Here is a 25277-nt window from a genome sequence, read left to right as displayed (position 1 = left end):
AATTACGTATAGAGCTTGTATAAAGGCATTATATTTATTAATTATAATCTTCACAAAATAAATAAAACTTTGACTATAAATTACTTCTTTGTTTGAATTTTACTGTTATAAAATGTATTTATATGTAATTTATAGTATATCATAAAACTAACTATACATAAATATACAAGACTATTATTTAATGTAAAAACTAAAAAGTTAATAAATGTTATAAATTAATAATATAAGATAAATCAGACAAAGTTCGACCTTTATGTGATATAATATATCCAAATAAAACTATTCTTAACATTATAGGTTTTTTGCTTTGGATGAAGATTATGAAATTTTATCCAAGTTGATAACTAGTATTTCTTTTATATTTACCAAATGGGTTATAATATAGTAAAGTAGCACTTGGATAAATGTATATTAAAATAAATAGATAGTAAAAGTGACATAAGGGGAGTAAGTGTAAAGTGAAGAAGGCATATCTAAGAAATTTAATAATAACCACTGTTGTATTTTCAACAATAGTAGCAATACCACCAGTAACAGCAAATGCTATATGGAATAAAGATTCACAAAATAATTGGATATGGATAGAAGATGAAGTGAAGTCTATAGGGTGGAAAAAAATAAATGATAAATGGTATTATTTCAATAAAGAAGGAATAATGAGAATAGGTTGGTTTAAAGATACTAATAATAAATGGTACTATTTATCAGAAAATGGTGAAATGAAAACTGGCTGGTTAAAAGATAATGATGGAAGATGGTATTATTTATCAAATGATGGAACTATGAGAATAGGCTGGTTTAAAGATACTAATGAGAATTGGTACTATTTATCATCAAATGGTGTTATGAAAACAGGTTGGTTAAAGGATAATGATGGGAACTGGTATCATTTATCAGAAAATGGTTCAATGAATATTGGGTGGTTAAATGAAAACGGAGTTTATTATTATTTGGGTTTTAATGGATGCATGGTAACAGGAAACATTAGTATAGATGGAATAATTTATAATTTTTCAGATAATGGTGCTTTGATAGAAGAAAAAAATGATAATATAGAAGAAAAAAATGATAATAATGAATCAGAAAACTGTACAGGCTATGTTGCTACTGAAAGTAGTCCTTTAAATATTAGAGAAGATGCTTTAATATCAGCTAAAATAGTAGGAAAGTTATCAAAAGGAACAAAAATTACTGTTATAGGAAAAGAAGTTAATGGATTTTATAAAGTATCTGGAAATGGGATAGAAGGATGGGCAAGTAGTGAATGGATTAGTTTTACTCCACCAAATGAAATCATCCCACCAACAGAGAATCCTGATGAAAATTCTAATATAAGTGAGTTTAAAATTAGAACTATTGCTCCAGAACTTGATGATAGGGATTATTATTCGGATGATAATATTTTTTATAAGGCAAGGTTGTCACCTCCATTTTTTAATAATGGGAATGTTATTGTAGGGAACTGTACATGGTACGCATGGGGACGTATATGGGAAATTACAGGAAAACCACCTATTGATGCTAGCTTCACAGGAAATGGTTATGAATGGTGGGAAGCAAATAAGAATAGTGGAAAATATAAATATGGCACTACACCTAGAATAGGTGCACTTGCAGTATGGCAATCATCACTACCTAAATCAGGTGGATTTGGACATGTTGCAGTAGTTGAAAAAATAGAAAATAGTAGGGTTTACATATCAGAATCAGCATGGCATGGTGTATTGTTTAAATACAGAGAAATATATAATACAGAGTATTTATATGGATATATATATATAGATGAGCCTAATTATTAATATATATGTTCTAATTAAGTTAAGCCATTTATAATCTTTTATAGAAAATTATAAATGGCTTAACAATATCTAGTTAGAAACATATATATCATAAATTTTCTATATAAGTTCCTAACTATACTGGTGACTAATATAATTTATAAATATTCTAAGATTTATATTAATAAACTAACTTTAATGGAACTTATATATTTTAGAATTATAAGTATTAATGTACTTTTTATAAGGCATAATCAAAAAAATAACAAGTTCATTTGCCAGCTTATTTCCTATCATGCTGTGTCTTGAAATTGACCTAATAGCCCCACTATGAAGGCAATTCATATCCTTGCCTGATGAAAAATATCCATTGCAATTTTGGACTTATTATTTATTTTCTTTTATATGTTTTAAGCAAAAATAATATAAATATAAGGGCAGTATTAAGAAGAATAGATAAGCTTGGTAGGATAATTACTTTAAGCATGTAAAAATTTATCTAGAAATAGAAAACAAATGATAATTGAGTATAAATAAGTTCATATACTAAAGAAAGGAATGGGGATATATGGAGTTAAAACTTAACATATTTGAAACAATGGCATTAGTAACACTTATATTTTATTTAGGTGTTTATTTAAGAAAAAAAATAAATGTATTATCTAAGTATTGTATACCATCAGCAGTTATAGGAGGACTTGTCTTTTCTATATTTATTCTTATATTAAAAATGACAAATGTAGCAATAATTAATTTAGACACTACCTTACAAAATCTTTTTATGACAGCATTTTTTACTAGTATTGGTTATACTGCTAGTCTTAAGATATTAAAACAAGGGGGAATTAAAGTTGTTATATATTTAGGAATAGCAATTTTATTGGTAGTATTTCAAGATGTTTTAGGCGTTTCTCTAGCAAAACTATTTAATCTTAATCCATTATTAGGACTTTGCACAGGATCAATACCTATGGTTGGAGGACATGGAACATCTGGATCTTTTGGCCCCCTTTTAGAAGGAATGGGAGTTAAAGGGGCAACGACAGTAGCATTTGCTTCAGCTACATTTGGATTAGTTATGGGAAGTTTTATAGGAGGGTTTGTGGCTAAAACCTTAATTGAAAGACATGAATTAAAAACTCCTAAACAAGTTCATGATAAGAAAATACCTTTAAGTGATTTTCATGAGGATGATGAAGCTATTTTATGTCATAAAAGGCTTATGAATGCGACATCTTGGCTTTTCATAGCAATGGGAGTTGGATCTATAATATCTGGTTTTATTCAAGATTTAGGACTTACATTCCCTTCGTATATTGGAGCCATGATTGCAGCAGCTATTATTAGAAATATATGCGATATAAGAAAAGTAGAGCTTCAAGAAAAAGAAATAGAAACAATAGGAGGAATTAGTCTTTCATTCTTTTTAGCTATGGCTTTAATGGGATTAAAACTATGGGAACTTTTTGATTTAGCGTTTCCTATGGTTGTTATGCTTATTGCACAAACGATCCTTATGGGGTTATTTGCTTATTTCTTAACTTTTCGTATTATGGGAAAAAATTATGATTCAGCTGTATTTGCCTCTGCCATTTGTGGCTTTGGAATGGGTGCTACACCAAATGCTGTTGCGAACATGGATGCATTAGCAAGTAAATATGGTTTTGCACCAACTCCATATTTTGTGGTACCAATTGTAGGATGTCTTTTTATAGATTTTATAAATTCAGCAATTATAATTTTATTTATAAACTTAGTGCATTAATGTGTTATAAATTTTGTTTAAAGTATTTAATTAGTTATTATCTTTTTAAATTAATTAGAAAGAGTAATATTTATAGTTAAAATAAACTTACTTATCCGAAAAAGTATTAAAGTGTATTTTACATAATATACATAATAGAAACACTTATGATAAAATTTATCATAAGTGTTTTTTAGTAAAGTTAAGTAAATTTATTATTTTCTATTAGACAAGTAATTTTTGTGTACTGCATTAAAGAAAAAATCTGTTATTTCCTGATCAAGTTTATTTTGTAAGCATATATTCTTAGTAGATGTATGCATTTCTGATTTAGAAGTGGATTTAACCATTTTACTTTTTTTTCTATTTTCAAAAGATATTATTTTCTTATCTTGCATTAAAATATTTTCTCCTTTTTTTATAATAGATTCTCTTATTCCATTTTGATATTTTATATACATAAATTCCATAATATAACCACCTTAATATTATTACCAAAAGGTAATAAAAAGTATAACTTCTTACTGATATATTTAAATATATGATTCGAATTTTATAAACATTACAACAATTTTAAAGTTATGTAGATAAAAATTAAACTTAAGATAAATCAGTTTAAATACATAAATTTACAAGAAGTTTTATTGAATATATAAAGAATTGGAAAAATTTAATGTTTTTATCAAAAAATAAGATATTATATTCACAATTAAAGATTAAAAGAAGGAAATATATATCATAATTATATATTTCGACAATATATGCACGTATAAAGAAGATTATCTCATATATATGTACTATAAAAATTTCTTAGTTTTATATGAAATTTTACATCTAAAACTAAGAAATTATTACCTTAAAGCAATGTATACGTTATCAAAATGTTTTTATATTGATACTAGCTGTTGGGTAAAGTATTAAATGGAGGTAATCATAGTATGAGTATTTTAGTAAGAAGTGAAATTAAAGAATTAAAGACAGTATTATTGCATAGGCCTGGTGAAGAAATAGAAAATTTGACTCCAGAATATCTAGATAGATTATTATTTGATGATATTCCTTGGCTTGAAAAAGCACAAGCAGAACATGATGCTTTTGCTAATGTATTGCGTGATAATGGTGTTGAAGTATTATATCTTCATGAATTAATGGCAGAAGTAATAGATAAGAAGGAAATCCGGGATAAGTTTATAGCCCAATTTATAAAAGAAGCAGATGTTTTAAATCCACACATGATAGAAAAAGTAACAACATTTCTTAATAATATAAAAGATACAAAAGAATTAGTTAGAAAAACTATGTCAGGCATTAAAAAAGATGAATTACCTAAGGTTAATTTTAAAGAAGTAGAATTAGCTGACTTAGTAGATGATGAGTATCCTTTTATAACAGATCCAATGCCTAATCTATATTTTACAAGAGATCCTTTTGCATCTATTGGAGATAAGATTAGCCTTCATAAAATGTATTCAGTAACCAGAGGAAGAGAAACTATTTATGCTGAATATATCTTTAATTATCATCCAAGATTTAAAGATACAAAGAAAGTTTATGATAGATATTTCCCTTATTCACTTGAAGGGGGAGACGTTTTAAATATTTCAGATGAAGTATTAGCTATTGGTATTTCTCAAAGAACTTCACCTCAAGGCTTACAAAGGCTTGCCAAAGAAATTTTCTTTAACACAAAAGGAAATAAAATAAAGACTATTTTAGGATTTGATATTCCTAAATCAAGAGCTTATATGCACTTAGATACAGTATTTACTCAAGTTGATTATAATAAATTTACAATTCATCCTCAAATTCAAGGGCCTTTAAAAGTTTTTGAAATTACAAAAGGAGAAAATGAGAAGTTAGTAATTAATGAAGTAAATATGGAATTAGAAAAAGTACTTGCAAAACATCTTCATAGAGATGCTATAGTTTTAATTCCATGCGGCGGTGGAGATTATATAACTTCTCAAAGAGAACAATGGAATGATGGTTCTAATACACTTTGTATTAGACCTGGAGAAGTTGTTGTTTATTCAAGAAATTATGTTACAAACAGAATACTTGAGGAAAATGGAATTAAAATTTATGTTGTACCATCAAGTGAATTAAGTAGAGGCAGAGGTGGCCCTCGTTGTATGTCAATGCCTCTAATAAGAGAGGAGTAAATTTAGAATACTATTTTGCAAAGATCAATTAAGAATAAAAAGTTAAGTGAAGATTAATATCTATATTTACAGAAGATTAGAAAATGCGAATAAGTATATTTAAATTAATGGAGGGAATTTTAAATGGCTATAAATTTAAGAGGAAGAAGTTTTTTGAAATTATTAGATTATACACCTGAGGAAATTAGGTATTTATTAGATTTAGCTAAAGATTTAAAGAAGGCTAAAAGAATAGGACAAGCACACGATGTATTAAAAGGGAAAAATGTAGTTTTGTTATTTGAAAAGGATTCTACAAGAACCAGATGTGCTTTTGAAGTTGGTGCTATGGATTTAGGAATGGGAACAACTTATTTAGGACCATCAGGGTCTCAAATGGGTAAAAAAGAAAGTATTAAAGATACTGCAAGAGTACTTGGAAGAATGTATGATGGTATAGAATATAGAGGCTTTAGTCAAGAAATAGTCGAGGATTTAGCAAAATATTCAAAAGTTCCTGTATGGAATGGATTAACTAATGAATTTCATCCTACACAAGTTTTAGCAGATCTTTTGACAATAGAAGAGAAGATTGGAATTTTAAAAGGATTAAATTTTGTTTATTTAGGTGATGCAAGAAACAATATGGGAAATTCATTGATGGTTGGATGTGCTAAGATGGGAATTAATTTTACAGCATGTGCTCCTAAAGATTTGTTTCCAGCAAAAGAATTAGTAGATAAGTGTAGAGAAATTGCTAAAGAAAATGAATGTACAATAACCTTAACTGAGGATGCTGAAAAAGGTACTAAAAATGCAGATGTAGTTTACACAGATGTTTGGGTATCTATGGGTGAACCTGATGAAGTATGGGAAAGCAGATTAAAATTATTAAGACCATATCAAGTTAATAAAGAACTTATGAATAATGCTAATCACGATGCAATATTTATGCATTGCTTACCATCTTTCCATGATTTAAATACTAAGATTGGGAAAGCCGTTGGAGAAAAGTTTGGAATAACAGAAATGGAAGTTACAGATGAAGTTTTTGAAAGTAAGCAATCAGTGGTATTTGATGAAGCAGAAAATCGTATGCACACAATAAAGGCAGTAATGCTTGCAACACTTGGAGTTTAAGGGGGAATAAGCTATGGAAAAAAGATTAGTCATAGCACTTGGTGGAAATGCACTTGGAAATTCTCATAAAGAACAGTTAACTTTAGTTAAAGATACAGCAAAAACAATAGTTGATTTAATTTTAGAAGGATACAAGGTTATAGTGACTCATGGTAATGGTCCTCAAGTTGGAATGATTAATTTAGCTATGGAGGAATTTAATATGCCATTTCCTGAATGTGGAGCTATGAGCCAAGGGTATATAGGATACCATCTTCAACAAGCGATAAAACAAGAATTAAAAAATAGAAATTTAAATAAAAATGTTGTTAGTTTAATAACCCAAGTTGTTGTAGATGAAAATGATAATGCGTTTAAAAATCCAACAAAGCCTATTGGAAGCTTTTATAAGAAAGAAGAGGCAGATAAATTAGCAAAAGAAAGTGGATTTACTTTTAAAGAAGATGCTGGTAGAGGATATAGAAGAGTAGTACCTTCACCAAATCCTAAAAAAATAGTTGAAATTGATGTAATTAAAGAACTATTAGAAAATGATAATGTAGTAATTGCAGTAGGTGGTGGTGGGATACCAGTTATAGAAAAAGAGAATGGCTATGAAGGTATAGCAGCAGTTATAGATAAAGATAAGTCAGCAGCTAAACTTGCAAATGACTTAAAGGCTGAGATGCTTGTAATTTTAACTGCAGTTGATAGAGTTTGTATTAATTTTAATAAACCAAATCAAAAAGAAATTTCTAAAATGAATTGTTTGGAAGCTAAAAAGTATATAGAAGAAGGACAATTTGCACCTGGATCAATGCTACCAAAAGTTGAAGCCTGTTTAGAGTTTGTTAATTTAAACAAAGACTCTTTAGCTTTAATAACATCACTTAATAAAGCTAAAGATGCTTTAAAAGGTTTAACAGGAACTATAATAACTAATTAAGTATTAATTTTAAGTTAGATACACGATTAAATAGTAAATTAAAATTATATTAGTTCAATAAATAAATATTTTAAAAATCTTATTATATGTATGTTAAAAAATTAAGCTAAATTTATTTTAGATAGATCTAATCAAAGCAACTTAAAATTAATGGATAAAGGTGTTAAAAGATGGGAGAAATTAAATTTAAGGGAGGATAAAAATATGGAAAACAATAAAGCTTCAAAGAAGAAATTTAATTTCCCATCAGCATATACTATATTAATAGGATTAACTATAATTATTGCTATAATAACAAACTTTGCTCCTGGCATGATTCCAGCAAAAATTAATGATGTTATAATGGCACCAGTAACTGGTATGATTGGAGTTAAAGATGCAACTATAACAAATACAATGAATGATGCAATGACAAATGGTGGAATAGCAGAAGCACTTAAAACACTTACCCAAACAGAAGGGCAGTATATAAGTGTATGGAATCAAGGTAAAGTATTTGGTGCAATTGATGTAGCATTCTTTGTATTAATAATTGGAGGATTTTTAGGAGTAGTAACTAAGAGTGGAGCTTTAAATGCAGGTATTGCTTCAATAGTTAAGAAATTAAAAGGTAGAGAACTTTTATTAATACCAATATTAATGATAATATTTTCAATTGGCGGAAGCACATATGGTATGGCAGAAGAAAGTTTAGCATTTTATGCGCTTTTAACAACAACAATGATTTGTGCAGGATTTGATCCTTTAGTAGCAGTTAGCACAGTTCTACTTGGTGCTGGTTGTGGAGTACTTGGATCTACAATAAACCCATTTGCAACAGGTATAGCATCAGCATCAGCAGGAGTACCTGTTAATCAAGGAATAGTTTTAGCATTAGGTGGACTTTTATGGGTAGGCAGTTTAGCAATTTCTATATATTTTACAATGAAATATGCTAAAAAAATAAAAGAAGATCCAACTAAATCATTAGTTTCAAAATTTGAACTAGATAATGCATTACAAGCTTATTCTAATGATAATGAAGAAATAGTTGAATTAACTAAGAGAAGAAAATTTGCTTTAATTGCATTTGGAATAACATTTGTAGTGATGATATTAGGAATAATCCCTTGGGAAGATTTTGGAGTAACATGGTTTAGTGAGCATACTGGAATTTTAATGGGTGCACCTTTTGGTACTTGGTGGTTCTATGAATTCGCAGCTTGGTTTTTATTAATGGCAGTTGTAATTGGCATAATTGCTAAAATGAGCGAAAGAGAAATTGTAAGCTCATTTGTAGCAGGAGCTTCTGATATGGTTGGAGTAGCACTTGTAATAGGAATTTCAAGAGGTATATCATGTATAATGACTAATAGTGGATTAGACCTTTATATATTAAATGGTGCATGTAATTTACTAAATGGAGTATCAGGTATTATATTTGTTAATCTTGCTTATGTAATCTATATTGGACTATCATTCTTGATACCATCTACAAGTGGACTTGCTACAGTATCAATGCCTATATTTGCACCGCTTGCTTCAAATTTAGGATTAGCTCCAGAACTTATGATAGCAGCATTTTCAGCAGGATGTGGAGTAGTAAATTTAGTGACTCCTACTTCCGCTGTTGTTATGGGTGGATTAAGTATAGCAAAATTAGAATATTCAACTTGGTTAAAATATGTTTGGAAGATATTACTTGGAATTTTTATAGTATGTTCAGTAATTTTATCTATTGCAATATTAATACTATAAAATATTAAAGTAGTATTAATGTAAATATATAAGTTTCAATAAAGTTTGTTCATTAATATAAATTTAAAAATATTTATAAATAATATTACTGACTACTATAGTGAGGAACTTATATATAAATAGACTATATTTTATTAATTAAGAAGGAATTTAATATTAGTTTAAGGTATAATCTAAAAAATAAAGTGATGCTCATAGAAAAAGACCGAGAAACTAAATAATAGATTTGGCTTTTCGAACTTTTTGAGTATCACTTTATTAATATACAAGAATATATACAGTTAAAGAAAAGTTTCAGCTAAGAATAAGCATTTTATTTATACTAGAAACTAATATTTATTTAAGAACATATCTAAACGTTTTAGTAATTATAAGAGGAGAAGTAATATGGGATTAATGAAAATTTTAAGTATTGCATATTTAGCTTTCACATTTATTCTTATGCTAAATAAAAAGAAAACGGGAAAGACATCTATTGTTTTTGGAGTTATGACACTCATATTTGTACTTTTATATGGAAATTTGCCAATTATTCCTCAAGAGTATATTTCAATTGGAATTTTTATAGTATTCTCACTTATGATAACTCTATTTGCGCTTATGATGGGAGGCATGATTTTTTTAGTAAAGAAATCAAATAAAATATCAATTATTGTATCTATAGTTTCGTCTATTTTATTGATGTTACTTATATTTAATATAGCAGGATTTTTTAGTTATTTATTTATTCCAATACTTCTTTACAAAGGGCAAAATGAATTTAATAAGCTTATTAATAATGACTAATTATTAATATACATTCAATGAGTAAGCATGTATTAAGTACTCGTTGAGTGTATATTATAGTATAGTGATACTTTACTTAATTTTAAATTAGTTTACTTATTAAACATTAGAATAAATAATATTTAATAAGTAAATGATAAAAGTAAATAATTTATTACGAGGTGTATTTATGGAATATCATCAATTATTAGTAATTATGACTGTTATATTTTCTTTTGTAACTCTGTTTACAAGCATTGGATTGTTAATTAAAAAAAAGTATAGATTTTTTATTGAAAATATAGTGAGTTATACATTTTATATAATATTTTTAATATTACAATATAAATTAAGATTTCAAATCAATCCTTTTATTATAATGATAGTTTTGATAACATTTGTTGGAAATAATCTTGTTGGTCAATATTTAAATGTTTATAATAGTTCAAAATATTATGATAGATTTTTACATGCTTTTGGTTCATTTTCTTTTTCAATTTTCTTTTATTTAATTTTAGAAAAGATTACAATACATACGATTTCACCTAAATTTTATAATTCTATTCTTATAGCAATGATAGGTATTTCATTAGGGTGTATCTTTGAAATATATGAATTTATTTCAGATTCTATTTCTACTAGTAATTTAAAAAATCAACATGGTCTCAAAGACACAAACTTTGATTTGATTTCAGATATAATAGGATCAGTAATTGCTGGGATTGTTTCAAATTTAATGTTTTAATTAATGTATTTTAAGAATAATAATTTTTATTAATTTTATAAAATAAAAGATATAGTTATAAATGATGGAAGTATAAATTTGTATATAAAGGTTCTTAATACTATTTATACTACTATTTTTATAGATTAATATTTGATAGCTTGGTTAATATATTAATGCCGGCAAATACATAATATGAATTTTAAGGAGGTAGGTAAATATGTCTTCAAATAATAGAAGTAATAGAAATTTAGTACCAGAAGCAAAAGCAGGTTTAAATAGATTAAAAACTGAAGTTGCTTCAGAATTTGGATTACAAAATTATGAAAATGGATATAAAGGTGATCTTTCTTCAAAACAAAATGGTAGTGTTGGTGGAGAAATGGTAAAACGTATGGTAGAAAGTTACGAAAAAGGAATTTAAAAAATAAATGATTATAGATGCACTAAGTTAATTCTTAGTGCATTTATAAAGTCTTTAAAAATTATTGTTTGAAATTATATAATTAATAAAAATTGTATTATTAAGAATGAATTTGCCATATGGAAATGGTAGCTCAAACATAAATAAGGTCAGGAAGAGAATATGCATGGAGTTCTATGGAAGCAAGTAATCCAGAATTAATAGATTTCTTAAAAGATACATTTACAATGAGTTGTAATCATGCATATGAAGTTTGGCAATGGATGGTCAATAAAGGGTTTTACGCTTTATCGCCAGCACCACAAACAGAAATAGATTCTGTAGTGTCTATATTTAATGAAGTTAAACAATAGAGAAATAAACTAGAATCCTAGAAGTAGGGTTCTTTTTTAATGAAAAATAATTAACTAAAAAGATTTATTGAGCAAAGTATAAATGTTTAAAGTTTATACTTAGGTTTAAATTTATATATAACAGCTTATTTTAGGATAATATGGTATAATTTTAATGTAAAATAATGTTATGCTACAAGCAAACTTTTTTAGATGAAATTATTAAAAATACAAAATTAGACTTACAAAATGAATATCCAAAGGATATTAAATATCTCTAAAATATAATAAATCATTATTGCAAATCTACAATATTTGAGTAAAAATAATATATATCATACAAAATTATAATATATGTTTATAATAAAAGAGTAATATTTTTAAAGAACTATAAAGTATTTTTGATTTATTATCAGGAGAGTATAAATGAAAAATTATTTAGGAAAAAGAGTTAATGTTATTATAGATAGACAACTAAGCTCTAAACATCCAAAATATAAATTTATATATTTATTAAATTATGGATATATTCCAAATACAGTTTCTGGAGATGGTGAAGAAATTGATGCATACATTATTGGTGAATTTGAACCACTTAAAAGATATGAAGGATATGTTGTAGCTATAATAAAAAGAGAAAATGATGTTGAAGATAAATTAGTTGTGTGTAAAGATATAAATAAATATAGTGAAGACCAGATTAAAGCATTAGTAGAATTTCAGGAAAGGTTTTTTAAATTTAAAATATTAATGAACAATAAATAATAGTTATGTTAAAAACATAGCTTAAATAATAATTAATATAGAAATGTAGCAGAAGGAGAGAAGCAAAATGAAGGCTTATGAACGTTTATTAAAATATGTAAAGGTATATACTACATCAGAGGAAAATTCAAAAACAAATCCAACAACTGAGAGACAATTTGACTTAGCACATTTACTTGTGGAAGAGATAAAGGAACTTGGACTTAAGGATGTTAGATGTGATAAAAATTGTTATGTATATGGATATATTCCAGCAACAGAAGGCTATGAAGATAAACTAAGTATCGGTCTTATAGCTCACATGGATACTGCTCCATCAGCAACAGGGGAAAATGTAAATCCTCAAATTATTGAAAATTATGATGGTGGAGATGTTTTATTAAAAGCAACCAATACTATTTTATCACCAAAGAAATTTCCACATTTAAAAGAGTTAAAAGGAAGAACACTTATTACAACTGATGGAACTACATTACTTGGAGCAGATGATAAGGCAGGTATTGCTGAAATATTAACAGCATGTGAAAATATTATAAATAATAATATTCCTCATGGTAAAATATGTGTAGCATTTACTCCAGATGAGGAAGTAGGTCAAGGAGCAGATTTATTTGATGTTAAAAATTTTGGAGCAGATTTTGCATATACAATTGATGGTGGAGTAGAAGGTGAAATTTCATATGAAAACTTTAATGCAGCAGGTGTTAAAGTAGAAATTAGTGGTATGTCAGTTCATCCAGGCTCAGCAAAAAATACTATGATAAATGCTTTAAATGTAGCAATTGAATTTAATTCAATGTTACCAGCTTGTGAAAAACCCGAATATACTGAAGGATATGAAGGATTTTATTATTTAGAAAAACTTAGTGGAAATACAGACCATGCAAACATGGAATATATATTACGTGATCATGATGCAGAAAAGTTTGAATCTAAAAAGTCAGTAATAAAACTTGCAGAAAAACTTATAAATGAAAAATATGGTGAAGGTACAATAAAGGCAACAATAAAAGAACAATATAGAAACATGGTAGAACTTGTAAAGCCTTGTATGCACTTAATAGATAATGCGACAGAAGCTATGAAAAGTTTAGGTGTTACACCAGTTATTGAACCTATTAGAGGAGGTACAGATGGTGCAAGATTAAGTTATATGGGCTTACCTTGTCCTAATCTTGGAACTGGAGGACACGCATTCCATGGAGAATATGAACATATTACAGTTGAAGGAATGGATATATGTACAGATATAATTATTGAAATCTTAAAAAGATATGCAAATTAAGTAAATTATATTTTATAAGGCACATGGAAATAGGCTGTCAAATGAACTTTTGTTATTTTTTTGATTGTGCCTAACATCAAAATTTATTAAAAAAATATTAGCTTGATAGAGACTATCTTAAATACATCAAAGATGTTTTTGAGGTAGTCTCTTATGGTATAATAAGCAAAAATAATATATTTATTGGGGGCAATATAAAATGACTAAAGTAGTACAAGTGAAAGATGTAAAAATTGGAGAAGGAATACCTAAAATATGTGTATCTATAATAGGCATAACAGACGAAAAAATATTAGAAGAAGTTAGAAAATTAAAGAAAGTTAAATTAGATATAGTAGAATGGCGTGTAGATTTTTATGAATGTGTTAATGATATAGAAAAAGTAAAAGATATGCTTACAAAGATAAGAGAAATTCTTAGAGACATTCCTCTTATTTTCACATTTAGAAGTAAAAAGGAGGGGGGAGAAAGAGAAATCTTATCAGAATACTATACTAAATTGAATTGTGAAATAGCAAAAACAAAATTAGTAGATTTAATTGATGTTGAGTTATTTATAGGAGATGAATATATAAATAAAATAGTAGAATTTTCTCATCAATGTGGAGTTAAAGTTATTATTTCAAATCATGATTTTTCTAAAACTCCATCTAAAGAAGAAATAATTTTTAGGTTAACTAAAATGATTGAACTAAATGCTGATTTACCTAAAATAGCAGTTATGCCACAAAATACAGGTGATGTTTTAACCTTACTTTGTGCTACAAATGAGATGAAAGAGAAGTATCCTAATAATCCAATAATAACTATGTCTATGAATGGAATTGGAGTTATAAGCAGATTAGCTGGAGAAATTTTTGGTTCTTGTTTAACTTTTGGAGCAACTAAAAAGGTATCCGCACCAGGACAAATAAAAGTTGAAGATTTATATTCTATCCTTCAATTATTACATAATAACAAATAGATTGTTTTATAATCTAAATAATGTAGAAAAATGTAATTAAATAATAATTTTAATTAATAAAATAACATTAAAAGAATGGCTGATATTTCTGAAATAATGGAATATTGGCCATTTTATATTAAATAATAAAATTTGAATTCAGTTTTTTATCATTATATATAACATTTATTTACAAAAATATTATCAAATAATTTAGCTTTTTAAGAAACTCATAAAAATAATTGGTAAATATTGAAAGAAAATATTAAGAGTGTTAGCATTAAACTATAAATTACATTTAGGGGGTATAAAAATGAGTAAAAAAGCTAAAATGATGGTTGTCTTTACTATTGTTACAATTTTAGGGGTTCAGTGTATTAGTAGTCCTATTCAAGTTAGAGCTGATTCTATTCAAAGTAATGATTCAAATATAGAAAATATGGTTGACAATAAAGAAACAATGTCAATAAATTTAGATACCAAATCTAGTGATATTATTAAAGATAGCACAGTAAACAATAAGAATGGACATGTTGATCAAAATGTAGGTGATACTGTAGAAAAATCACAAAAAGAAACATCAAAAGATCCAAATGTTCAACTTAATAATAATGTTTATATTGATGAAATTAATAACCTTAATGAGGATAGAACTGATAAAGAAATTGCTTCAGATAATATAGAAATATCAGAACAGGAGTTAACAAAAACATTAGATGCTGAACCTAATAATGTTTCTGTTGATAATAAACTTAATGAAAATAATTTAACTTCGGAAATTGATTCTAATACTACAGGAGCACCATCACAAGGAGTTTTAACAAAGGATAAATGGGGTGGGGAATGTGATTATACTATAACTATGAATTTATGGTATGGAAATAATGCGGATTCTTGGAAGTTATTTGAAAATGGAAAATTAATTTATGAAGAAAAATTAGTAAATAATTCTCCAAATCCTCAAGTAGCTAAAAAGGATTTTACTAATAAACCTAATGGAGAATATGTTTATACAGCAGAGTTAGTAAATTCATTTGGAACTACAGTGCTTTCAAGTTCAGTGACACATAACGTAACTAAAAATGATACACCTATAGAGATAGAATTACCAGATAAAGCAGAAGGTACTCCAGCTGTAGGATATAAGATATTATCAGAAGATGAAAAAAATATACAATGGGCAGTAGCTATATCAAATCCAAATAAAGATTATGTTTGGGCAGGAAATGATTTTTCAGCATGGGGAGTGAGTTTTAATACTTCAGCTAAAATTATCTCAGTAGATAATGCCGCAAATTTTAAACAAGATGGAAATAAAGTTACAATAAATTTAAAACAAGATGAAAGATTATTATCACCTAATACAACAAAAGTATTTATTGTTAAGGCTGAAAAACAAGAAACTGGTACAGAACTAAATAATTTAATTGCTAATCAAATTAGAGGAAATGTACCGTATCCTAACTATTCAAAATTACCTTCATCTTGGACAAAAGGAAAAAAAGATTTAAAGTCTTCAGATTTAATTAATAATGAAAAAGATTATTATAATAATAAGGTAAATACTAATACAGGAAATAAATTAATAGCATATAATCCAAATAGTGATACTCAAATAACACTTGGATTACCTAATAAAATGCCAGGAGCTATAAATGGTGTTAATGGATTAAAAGTATGGATGCCTTCTAAATATCTTGCTATGGGAATAGCTACAGATCAAGAAATATTTAAATTAAATCCTAACTTTATGGTAGGATTATCAATAAAAGAAAACTTTACTTGTGGATTAATACCATTAGAGGCTGGAGATACTAGGAATATTGTAACAGTCGATGGTAAAGAGTGGAGTTGGCCAATAGAAAAGAAGCATCCAGACGGACCATTTCAACAAGAAAAAGGAAATTTTAATGAAGTAAAAAAACAATATAGAGATTATCTATCACCTAAGGCAGAACATCAAGATTATGTAACATTAAAAACTGGTGAGAGGGATGATCCAAGCTATGTATCAGCAGCTATAAGTTCTGGAATTTCAATAACAATGACTAGAGAATTCTTATATGCAATTCCTAAAAATGACTTTGAGGGATTTTTAGAACAATGTAAAGACCCTTGGGCTGAATTTGTTTTGGTAGATAATGCTTATAATAGAGGAGTCTTTGGACTGTTGCAAAAAAATATATTTACAACAAATAGGGAAAATGCTATAAATTCAACTAATTTAAGTAAAGATTATGAGTTAGGTGGATATGCAAGTCATATAGATACTATTAAAGCTATATTAACTGAGATGGATAAAGAAAAAGATAATATTTATGATGAAAAGATTACTAAGAGTGAAATAGACAATTACTTAAATCAATTAAGAAAATTTTATAAAAATGGAGTTCCTACAGATAAACAATGGAATGATATGATTGATGATGTTCATAGAGCATTTGATGTATTGTCACAACATTGGGGAGATAATACAATATCATATAGATATGATTTCTTAACAATATTAAGAGTAGCGAGAGAACATTTGCCTGATATAGCTAATCCAGCAACATCAGGTCAATCTTGGATTGAGCAAGTAAGTAGTGCTAATAGATAAAATAAATATTTTTATATAAAATATTATATTTTCCTCTTAATTATTAATATATATATATTAGGGAGAAATTTAATTTCTCCCCATATAAATTTTATACATCATTCCAACATATAATTTCATCTTTTAATAAATCTCTTTTAAGCTTTCTTCCTATTAAGATATAAGCAAGTTCAGGCTTTATTCCATATCCTGGTCTTTTATAAGTAAGCATATTTTTTTCTATTATTGTTCCTTTTTTTAAGTTTCTTGAAGCCAAGACACTTCTTCTAGCATCATTCATAATAATTTTTTCATTATTTGTAGGACGTTTAATTCCATCTCCTAATAACTTTTCGGTATTTCTAATATGATTAACATATTCTTTAAACTCTAGTGGAGGCATAGAGGCTTTATGGTCTGGTCCTTTCATATTTCTGTCTAATGTAATATGTTTTTCAATAAATTCTGCCTGTAATGTAGTAGCAGCTATTGCTGCTTCAAATCCTAATGTATGATCTGATAGGCCAACAGGAATCTTAAAAGCTTCTCTTATAGTAATCATAGCTTTTAAATTAACATCATCTATTAGTGTGGGATAATCAGATGTACAATGCATTAATCTTACATTTGTATTACCAGTTGAATATATAGTTTGTAAGGCTTGTTCAATTTCTCCTAATGTGCTCATACCTGTAGATAAAATTATAGGTTTTTTTGTATTACCTATCTCTATTAAAAAATCAATATTTGTTATCTCACTTGAACCAACTTTAATAAAAGGAACATTTAGCTTTAATAAATAGTTTAAGCTATCTAATCCATCTGGTGTAGATATAAATATTATTCCTTTATCTTCACAATAATTTTTTAAGGCTTTAAAGTTTTCGAAAGGCAATTCAAGTTTTTTAATCATTTCTAGTTGAGATTCTTGAGTTTTGTCATTATTTTTTTGATATTGCGCTTTTTCTGCAAAAATTCCTGTACTTTCTTCTGCTTTAAAAGTTTGAAATTTTATTGCATCTGCACCACAATCTTTTGCCATGTCTACTAACTTTTTTGCTAAATTAATATCTCCATTATGATTTACACCAGCTTCTGCTATTATAAAAACTGACATTAAATCACCTCCAGTTAAAAAATATTAAAACACATCTGAATCTCCCATAGTTAGATACCATTTTTCAAAATTTATATCTTTTAAATTTATAAAATCACAATTTATTTTAAAACCAAAATGTGTAATTATATTTGTAGACTTAAATCCTAAATTTTTAGCAATATCTAATTGATCTTTATTTGTAAACCATGAGTTTATATATTTAATAGATTTACTATTCATTAAATTAATCAAGTATAATAATAATTTCGTATATATATGATTAGTTTTGGCCATTATATCTACTAAATCACAAAAATAATTATTTTCAGATTTAAAAAGTTTATAGATACAATATCCTAAATAATTATTTCCATCCTCATAAACAATATAATAATATTTATTTTTTGGATTTGATTTATATCTCCAATCAATATATTGTTTATTTCTATGAATAATAACGGGATAGTTTTGTGAAAAATCTTTGAATAAAATATCAACTCGTTCATCTAAATTAGAGACTTGTTTTATATTTTTATCAATATATGATGAATTTAATTGATAAGTATAGCATGAATAGATAGGTATATCTGAAATGTGATGCCATCCTAAATATTTTATAAATCCATGTAAAGAATTATTATTAGGAAAGCCATAAATAATGGTAAGTTTGTTATAATTTTCTTCATAAAGTGCTTTAGCTAATTTAACAAATATACCTTGATTTTTATATTCTGGAGATGTCATAGTCGCTAGAGATAAACCAGTTTTATAAAATTTATTATAAATTTTCATTTGAGTTGGTAATATTGAATAATGACCTGCTAAAGTATCTAAATCCCACATAAGTTTTATATATTTATCAGAATATATATTATCATTATAATTCCATTTCCATTCTTCATAATTCAGATCTTGATTAAATGATTTTTTAAATAGATTTAGTATCATTTTTTCATCATTTTTTTGATAGTCTTTTATCTGTAACAATAATTTATACCTCCTTAAAAAATATCTCTAACAAGCATAAAGGCTTCAGCATAATCGACACAAGCAGAACACCCTCTATACCTTGCAAGTGATTTAACACTTTCACTATTTCGTGGTAGTGGTATACCTTGTAGCTCAGATTTATAAAACTCTAGTATTTTCAGTTTTTTATCAATGTATCTTGTAATATCACAAAATACATTAGGTATAAATATATTTTCTTGAAACTGTGGGGCAATTTCTGTTTCTGAAAGGCACTCATACATTAATATTCTTTTTATAAACGGATATCTAAAACTTTTAGTGCAACTTAAAATGGCTTTAGCTGATATTTGGTGATCTGTATGAATATCACTTCTATTAATCATATAAATAATTTCAGGTTTAACCTTATATATAATATTACTTATTTTACTTATTAATTGTATGAATATATCATAATTTATTTTTGCAGGTTCAAACTTTAAGTTAAATACATTATCAATACTATATGCTTTTGCTACATTTTCTATTTGTTCTTTCTCTTCTTTAACTTGCTTATCTGAATAACCAAATTTAGTCTCAGCACTAGTTAAGATTAACCAATTGATTGTATCTCCATAATCTTTATGCTTAAGAATTGTTCCACCGCAACCTATTGTCTCATCATCTGGATGTACTGATATAATCAATATATTTTTACAGTTCATTTGGATCCTCCAGTTTTAATAAAAAATCTTTATATTTTAGTTTTTTTAGAATTTTATATGCATTTTCTGAGCTATTTGCATCTCCATAAATATTTTTTATGCTTTTACACTTATTTATGAAATTCTTATCTAAAGCTTTAACTATACCATTTTTTATGTCAATGTAGCTATCATTTACAAAGATTACATTTTCATTGGAACTTCTGCCTTGTTGCCTTGTCCCTATATTAATTACAGGTATTCCAACTGAAGCAGCTTCTACTATTCCAGCACTTGAATTACCAATCTGAAAAGATGCGTTTCTATAGATATTTATAAAAGTATTTCTATCTAAATTTTTATAAAAGTAGAAATTTGTATCATTTTCATATTTATTTATAATATTAATAATTTCTTTATTACCTGCGTCTATATTTGGATAACTAACAAAGGCATTTAAACTATTTTCTTTAAGTGATTTTAATATATTATTAAAAATAATCCCATCATTTTTACCTAATGGATGGTAAATGAGCAAAGCATAGTGATTAAATGGTTTTATATTTAGCTTTTTATAGATTGTATCCATATTTATATTAGGTTCAGTTTTGAACTTATCTAATGCAGGACTTCCTATTTGAAAGATTCTAAATTCAGCTTCACCTATATTAATTAATCTTCTTTTATGTTCATATGTTGACACAAAATGAATTGAAGACATTTTTGAAGCTGCGTTTCTAAGTTGATTATCAACTAATCCACTTGATGTATAGTCGCCTCCAAAGAAATGTGCTGTTGGAATTTCCAAAAATGCTCCAAGCATTGAACCTATTAACACTTCTTCTCTGTCACCTGCATAGATTATTAAATCAGGATTATATTGTTTTACTATATCTATTGAATTCTGCAATATTATTGAAGTTGTTTTTAATCTAGAACTTTTACTGTCAGAATCAATTAAGCTTTCTATCTTTAGTAGTATTTCAAATCTATCTTGTTCTATAAGTTTTACAGTATTACCATAAGTTTTTGATAAATGTGCCCCACATACTAATAATTTTAATTCAAAGTAATCATCTGAATTTATTTTTTTAAATAAATTACTCATCAAATCATAATCTGATCGTATTCCTGTAATTGCTAATATTTTCTTCAATAGAATTACCACCTTATATATATTCATTTATAAAGTTCTTTGAAATGCATTTTAAAAAGTAGATATATGAAAAATAAAGAAATCTTTAATTGTTTCGTTATGTTTTAATAAATTTTAAAATTACAAATACTTATATATTAGTTATATATATTTTTGTTTATTAAATTTATGTTATTAAGGGCTCAGATAAAATTTAGCAATTTACAAAAGGACCCTCTCAAATAAATAATTATATTTTGAGAGGGCCCTTTTATGAATTTCAACTATTTTATAGAAGTTTTATATAAATAATTTTCACCAAATAAACTTAATGGGATTTTAAATTCAGGTATTCCATAACAATATGGTGCTATTTCATATTGCTGATAATAGATTACAAGATTATTTTGATCAATATAGAAATTTTGTTCATCATTAATCCCTTGAAATTGTTTGCCAGATTCATAATAGTTTTCGGGATGGGAATTAATTTGTTTTATTATCTCATCATTTATTATTTTTTTATAATCATAGCCATTAGTAAATAAATTATTCAGGGAAAGCATTTCTTTTTTATCTTTATCAATTGTATACGAATTTCTTAATGTATTTCCATGAGCTCCACCTGAATAACTATAAAAATCATTGTATAAGCTTATTAAAGAATCAGATTCATTAGTTACTGTATATTTTACGTTTATTTCATATGGGAACCCTATATTCTCATGACCATAGATATCAAAAGTTTCTTTACTTTGATTTTCTATTTTAGATATATTGGAATTGATATTAGAATTTATTTGTTCATTTAAAATGTTTATTTTTTGGTCATTAGTATCATTTTTTAAGTTTATTAAGTTTATATCTTCTTTTAAATATGCGGAATTTTTAACTGAAGTATTTTCCACTAATTGTATCTTTGAATTATCGCTCAAAATGGAATCAGCACTAGCGTTTTGAATTTCTCCTAAAAACAAACCAGCAGTTAATATAATTCCTAAAGTTAAAGCTATTATTTTACTTATATAAGTTCTTTTCATAGTTAATTATCTCCTTTTTGTTAGTTCTTAATATTATATTAATGCCAAATAAGGTAAACTTTGTTACGAATAGTTTACAAAATAATTTCAAATAGTTTTAAAATAAGTTAATTAAAAAATAATTGTTAAAAGTAGGTGAAAATTTGTAGTATGTTATAATAAAATAAGTTTTAAATTGACTTTAGATTTTATTAAAATATAAACATATTTTTAAAATGAAGTCTAAAAATAAATAAGAGACTTTAATAGAGGAGGAAAAAATGCTTAATTTTATTGGAAAAGGAAGTGCTTTTAATACTGAACTAGGAAATACAAGTGCTTTTATAAAAAATGATAATAGTTTACTTCTTATTGATTGTGGAGGAACTGTTTTTAATAGATTACAAGAACTTAATATATTAGATGGATTGGAAAGTATATATATTATAATTACTCATATGCATCCAGACCATATAGGTAGTTTAGGTGAAGTGATATTTTATTCACATTATGTTTTAAAGCGTAAAGTAAATATAATTTTTCCTAAAAAAGAATTAATGTCGACTTTTTTGACTATTATAGGTGTAAAACCTGAAATGTATAATCTTAATAGTTTTAATATCCTTTATATTAGAGATAGAAAGCTTGGAGAGTTTACTATAGAATTTATACCAGTTTCTCATTCTTCTACAATGCCATCATATGGATTTATAATGAAAATAAACGGAAAAGCGTTTTATTATAGTGGAGATGCTAATATTATAAGTGATAAAGTAATTGAAAAAATGAAAAAGGGAGACCTTTATAGGATATACCAAGATACATGTGGATTAGATTATGAAAATAACAACCATTTATCATTAAAAAAACTTTGTGATATAATTTCACAAGAATTTAGAGATAATATTTATTGTATGCATCTTGATAAACATATATCAGAACAAGAAATAAGAGATAATGGATTTAATGTTGTTGAAATATACAAACACCATTCTTAGTTTAAAAAGAATGGTGTTTTTGAACACATTAAAAAATTAATAAGGTAGTATGACTAAAAATTCAAATAATCGTTTTTATGTGTCTTATCTTAAATTAAGAATCTATTATCTATAAGTATGTAGTCGTTTATTTTCACGTATAGAATAGGAAATATTACGATAAGTATTGTTGATTTGGAGGGTATAAATGAAAAAGAATGCAGCACAAAGAGAGTTTAAGAAGTATAAAAGTCAAATAAATCAAATAGAAGAAATAGTAGAACATTCAAAACCAGGAGCTCTTATAGAACATGAAACTGCCATAAGAAAAAAATTAAGACATCTTAAGGAATTAGATAATCAAGGGCTTAAAGAGTACAATCAGGTGTGTGAAAGATATGAAGAATTACTTGAATACACTTCAAAAAAAATGCTTGATTATTATAATGAAAAGAATCATACAGATTTCGATTTTTATCAAGTTGTACGTGGAAATTATAATAATTTTTTAAATCAGGGATTAATGACAGTACTTACAAAAATGCATATACCTAAGCTAGTTGCAAAGGAATTTGAGGAAAAGTTTCCAACTAATCCTAAAGATGAATATATTAGAGCTAGAAGTATGAAGAGAAAATTTTACATACATTTAGGTGATACGAATACTGGTAAGACATATAATGCAATAGAACGTTTAAAAACAGCAAAAAAAGGAGCTTACTTAGCACCACTTAGAATTCTTGCTTTGGAGAATTTTGAAAAATTAAATAAAGAAGGAATCATTTGTGATTTATTAACTGGAGAAGAAGAAATAATAAATGTAGGTTCAACGCATGTTTCATCTACAATAGAAAAGGTTAATTTAAAAGAGCAGTATGATGTAGCTGTAATTGATGAGATTCAAATGATAAGTGATACTCACAGAGGAATGGCATGGAGTAAGGCTGTACTTGGATTGCAATGTGATGAAATACATATATGTGGAGCAGCTAATGCTAGATATATATTAGAAACAATTATAAAAGATTGTAATGATGAATATGAAGTGAAAAAATATAAAAGAGCTATACCTCTTGAAGTAGAATATAAAAACTTTAGTTATAATGATGCTAAAGAAGGGGATGCTATTGTAGTATTTTCTAAAAAGAGGGTATTGGAAATAGCACAAGATTACTCTAAAAAAGGTATAAAAGCAAGCATTATATATGGAGATTTACCACCAGAAGTTAGGAAAATGCAATATCAACAGTTTTTAAATAAGGAAACAAAAATACTGGTAACTACAGATGCTATAGGTATGGGTGTTAATTTACCTATTAGAAGAATTATATTTATGAGTACAAAAAAATTTGATGGAGAAGAAGTTAGGGAATTAACTTCTCAAGAGGTAAAACAAGTTGGAGGTCGTGCAGGCAGAATTGGTATATATGATGTTGGATATATTGCAGGAATTGGAGGCACAGCAGATTTTCTTAAATCTAAACTAGAAGTAGAAGATAAAACAATAATGGAGGCAGTAATAGGACCATCAGAAGCCATATTACAAATTAAGAGTCTACCATTAAATGAAAAACTTGCTCTTTGGAGTACCAGAGAAGAAAAATTAGATTATTATACTAAAATGGATGTAAGTGAATATATGTTAATCTTAGATAGAATAAAAATGTATAAGCTTAGTGAAGAAATTCAGTGGGATTTATTAAAAGTTCCATTTGATGTTTCAAGAGATGAGCTTATGGATACATTTTTAGAATATGTAGATCAGTTATTTATAAATAAACAGGATGAATTATTTATACCTCAATGTTTTAAGGGAAATTTAGATGATTTAGAAATCTATTATCAAAGAGTTAATATGTATTATTCATTCTCTAAAATATTTGGTTTAAAATTTGATATGAATTGGGTTTATGAAGAAAGAATAAAGATAAGTGAAGCAATAAATGAGATATTAATAAGAATTTAAAACATATTTTAAATAAAGTTAATATTGTAGTATACATTAAGCTTTTATCATCAAGTGGAGTTTCTCTCCACCTGATGATTGAAAATTATTATTAAATACTTAAAATTAAATATTGTAAAAATAATACTAATTAATGCTTATAGTA

At 26.5% G+C, this 25277-nt stretch carries 22 protein-coding genes; 16 read left to right on the top strand and 6 right to left on the bottom strand.

All coding sequences use genetic code 11. From position 1 onward, the window contains the following. Positions 1–458: 458 nt before the first annotated feature. Positions 459–1799 carry a CHAP domain-containing protein gene (locus ACYUET_RS17160; RefSeq protein ID WP_460281658.1) on the top strand — a complete coding sequence of 447 codons (1341 nt, stop codon included), beginning with the start codon at positions 459–461 and terminating at the stop codon, positions 1797–1799. A gap of 547 nt (positions 1800–2346) precedes the next feature. Then, on the top strand, positions 2347–3543 hold the full coding sequence (gene gltS, locus ACYUET_RS17155; RefSeq protein WP_460281656.1) for a sodium/glutamate symporter: 1197 nt from the start codon (positions 2347–2349) through the stop codon (positions 3541–3543). A gap of 194 nt (positions 3544–3737) precedes the next feature. Here the strand turns inward: gltS and ACYUET_RS17150 are convergent, their stop codons facing one another. Further along, positions 3738–3992 (bottom strand): hypothetical protein, encoded by a 255-nt coding sequence (locus tag ACYUET_RS17150; RefSeq protein ID WP_460281655.1) that lies wholly within the window; start codon positions 3990–3992, stop codon positions 3738–3740. 468 nt (positions 3993–4460) lie between these two features. On the opposite strand from ACYUET_RS17150, the gene arcA reads away from it, so the two are divergent. The 12 genes from arcA (at position 4461) to ACYUET_RS17090 (ending at position 17302) form a co-directional block, all read left to right on the top strand. Then, the gene (gene arcA, locus ACYUET_RS17145; RefSeq protein ID WP_460281654.1) at positions 4461–5684 is read left to right on the top strand and encodes an arginine deiminase; all 1224 of its coding nucleotides are present in this window, start codon (positions 4461–4463) and stop codon (positions 5682–5684) included. A 123-nt stretch (positions 5685–5807) separates the two neighbouring features. Next, positions 5808–6803, top strand: coding sequence for an ornithine carbamoyltransferase (gene argF / locus ACYUET_RS17140; protein WP_460281652.1), 996 nt, complete (start codon positions 5808–5810; stop codon positions 6801–6803). A 13-nt stretch (positions 6804–6816) separates the two neighbouring features. Then, positions 6817–7728, top strand: a complete 912-nt coding sequence (gene arcC, locus ACYUET_RS17135) for a carbamate kinase (protein WP_460281651.1) — start codon at positions 6817–6819, stop codon at positions 7726–7728. Between the two features lie 204 nt (positions 7729–7932). Continuing rightward, complete coding sequence (locus ACYUET_RS17130) at positions 7933–9465, top strand: YfcC family protein (protein WP_460281649.1); 1533 nt, start codon at positions 7933–7935, stop codon at positions 9463–9465. Between the two features lie 387 nt (positions 9466–9852). Beyond that, entirely contained in the window at positions 9853–10251 is a 399-nt protein-coding gene (locus ACYUET_RS17125; RefSeq protein ID WP_460281648.1) for a hypothetical protein, read from the top strand. A 169-nt stretch (positions 10252–10420) separates the two neighbouring features. Then, complete coding sequence (locus tag ACYUET_RS17120; protein ID WP_460281647.1) at positions 10421–10975, top strand: hypothetical protein; 555 nt, start codon at positions 10421–10423, stop codon at positions 10973–10975. Between the two features lie 199 nt (positions 10976–11174). Beyond that, positions 11175–11378 (top strand): small, acid-soluble spore protein, alpha/beta type, encoded by a 204-nt coding sequence (locus ACYUET_RS17115; protein ID WP_460281645.1) that lies wholly within the window; start codon positions 11175–11177, stop codon positions 11376–11378. Positions 11379–11521: 143 nt separating this feature from the next. Continuing rightward, positions 11522–11731, top strand: coding sequence for a spore coat protein (locus ACYUET_RS17110; protein WP_460281723.1), 210 nt, complete (start codon positions 11522–11524; stop codon positions 11729–11731). Positions 11732–12136: 405 nt separating this feature from the next. Beyond that, the gene (locus ACYUET_RS17105) at positions 12137–12475 is read left to right on the top strand and encodes an inorganic diphosphatase (RefSeq protein WP_460281644.1); all 339 of its coding nucleotides are present in this window, start codon (positions 12137–12139) and stop codon (positions 12473–12475) included. Positions 12476–12542: 67 nt separating this feature from the next. Then, complete coding sequence (gene pepT / locus ACYUET_RS17100) at positions 12543–13760, top strand: peptidase T (protein WP_460281642.1); 1218 nt, start codon at positions 12543–12545, stop codon at positions 13758–13760. 199 nt (positions 13761–13959) lie between these two features. Continuing rightward, complete coding sequence (gene aroD / locus ACYUET_RS17095; protein ID WP_460281640.1) at positions 13960–14724, top strand: type I 3-dehydroquinate dehydratase; 765 nt, start codon at positions 13960–13962, stop codon at positions 14722–14724. A gap of 292 nt (positions 14725–15016) precedes the next feature. Continuing rightward, complete coding sequence (locus tag ACYUET_RS17090; protein WP_460281638.1) at positions 15017–17302, top strand: early set domain-containing protein; 2286 nt, start codon at positions 15017–15019, stop codon at positions 17300–17302. 91 nt (positions 17303–17393) lie between these two features. Here ACYUET_RS17090 and neuB read toward each other — a convergent pair whose 3' ends face one another. The 5 genes from neuB to ACYUET_RS17065 all read right to left on the bottom strand — a co-directional run bounded on the left by neuB (position 17394) and on the right by ACYUET_RS17065 (position 22210). Beyond that, complete coding sequence (neuB, locus tag ACYUET_RS17085) at positions 17394–18398, bottom strand: N-acetylneuraminate synthase (RefSeq protein ID WP_460281637.1); 1005 nt, start codon at positions 18396–18398, stop codon at positions 17394–17396. 24 nt (positions 18399–18422) lie between these two features. Then, positions 18423–19367 carry a GNAT family N-acetyltransferase gene (locus ACYUET_RS17080; protein WP_460281635.1) on the bottom strand — a complete coding sequence of 315 codons (945 nt, stop codon included), beginning with the start codon at positions 19365–19367 and terminating at the stop codon, positions 18423–18425. Between the two features lie 14 nt (positions 19368–19381). After that, positions 19382–20056 carry a PIG-L deacetylase family protein gene (locus ACYUET_RS17075; RefSeq protein ID WP_460281634.1) on the bottom strand — a complete coding sequence of 225 codons (675 nt, stop codon included), beginning with the start codon at positions 20054–20056 and terminating at the stop codon, positions 19382–19384. Continuing rightward, entirely contained in the window at positions 20046–21191 is a 1146-nt protein-coding gene (gene neuC / locus ACYUET_RS17070) for a UDP-N-acetylglucosamine 2-epimerase (RefSeq protein ID WP_460281633.1), read from the bottom strand. Before neuC ends, ACYUET_RS17075 begins: the two co-directional genes overlap by 11 nt. Positions 21192–21454: 263 nt before the next feature. Further along, the gene (locus tag ACYUET_RS17065; protein ID WP_460281631.1) at positions 21455–22210 is read right to left on the bottom strand and encodes a DUF3298 and DUF4163 domain-containing protein; all 756 of its coding nucleotides are present in this window, start codon (positions 22208–22210) and stop codon (positions 21455–21457) included. A gap of 260 nt (positions 22211–22470) precedes the next feature. Here ACYUET_RS17065 and ACYUET_RS17060 point away from each other — a divergent pair, with 260 nt between their 5' ends. Further along, on the top strand, positions 22471–23187 hold the full coding sequence (locus ACYUET_RS17060) for an MBL fold metallo-hydrolase (RefSeq protein WP_460281629.1): 717 nt from the start codon (positions 22471–22473) through the stop codon (positions 23185–23187). 187 nt (positions 23188–23374) lie between these two features. Continuing rightward, complete coding sequence (locus ACYUET_RS17055) at positions 23375–25132, top strand: helicase-related protein (RefSeq protein WP_460281628.1); 1758 nt, start codon at positions 23375–23377, stop codon at positions 25130–25132. The last annotated feature ends 145 nt before the right edge of the window (positions 25133–25277 follow it).

It is taken from the genome of Clostridium sp. CTA-5, assembly GCF_054768135.1.
The sequence above is the reverse complement of the archived record's forward strand: the minus strand, read 5'-3'. Positions and strand labels throughout refer to the sequence as shown.